The 990-nt window shown below is 36.1% G+C and carries 1 protein-coding gene; it reads right to left on the reverse strand.

Features of this window, described 5'->3' with window-relative positions; genetic code table 11:
• A partial coding sequence (locus GQR46_RS20095; protein WP_277344156.1) for a DNA polymerase domain-containing protein occupies positions 1 to 990 on the reverse strand: 990 nt, incomplete at both ends.

Raw genomic sequence — 990 nt, forward strand, 5'->3', positions numbered from 1 at the left:
AAACTCACCTTTAAATAGCTTTGTTGTATAGTCTTTTACAAGGTCATTTATGTTTAAATTTCCATCAAAAAGACCAGTAAATAGATCGAACTGAAATTGTTGAGCAAGTTTAGTCCAATCACTTCTTACCGTTTCTAATCCTTTAAATACTAGTTTTGATTCGTTTGGTTTAATTAATTTACCGACATAGCGCTTTTTAGAGCCAACTAACTTCCCTCTTATTGTTGGTAAAAAGAAAGGGCTATAAAGAGATTCAAACTCTATTTCTAAATGACTTGTTAAGTTGTGCGTTTGTTTAGTCTCATTAACCCAATCTGTAGTTATCTTTTTAGCTAAAAACGCACCAATTTCATTACACTCATCTGGTGTTAGCTCATCATCCAACTTAATAAACGTAGAGTCGGTATCGCCATAAATAACGCTATAACCAAGTTCCTCTATCCACTTTTTAGTTTGTAGCATTATTTCGTGCCCTCTTAGCGTAATAGAGCTCGATAACCTAGGATCGTAAAACCTGCATCCTTTTGAGCCTAGAACGCCATATAAACTATTCATTATTATTTTGATTGCTTGAGAGAGCATTTGATCTTGGTTATCTTTGGCAAGCTGCCTTTGAGACGCTAAGCTTTTAACAAGTAAAGGTAAGTGATGCTTGTCTCGCGAGAATACGGCTTCATTAAATCCCTGCACACTATGCTCAGGATTTTTCAGACCTTCTATTAGTCCGAGTGGATCAATGTAAAAAGTTTGCATAATACTGGGGTATAGGCTTTTAAAGTCTAAAACAATGACATTTTTATAAAGGCCAGGAATAGACTCCATGACATAACCACCAGGGCTTTCAAATGTAAGTCCATGATCGCCCATATTAGGGGCAACATAACCACTGCGATGCAGTAATGGTAAATACATATTGATAAAAGCAGCAACAGAGCCGCCCTTTTTTTCAAGCTCTAACCCCGTAAGCTTTGTTCTTATAATAGAAAAATC

The sequence above is a fragment of the Pseudoalteromonas sp. Z1A6 genome (assembly GCF_011378745.1).
GTDB classification, from domain to species: Bacteria; Pseudomonadota; Gammaproteobacteria; order Enterobacterales; family Alteromonadaceae; genus Pseudoalteromonas; species Pseudoalteromonas arctica.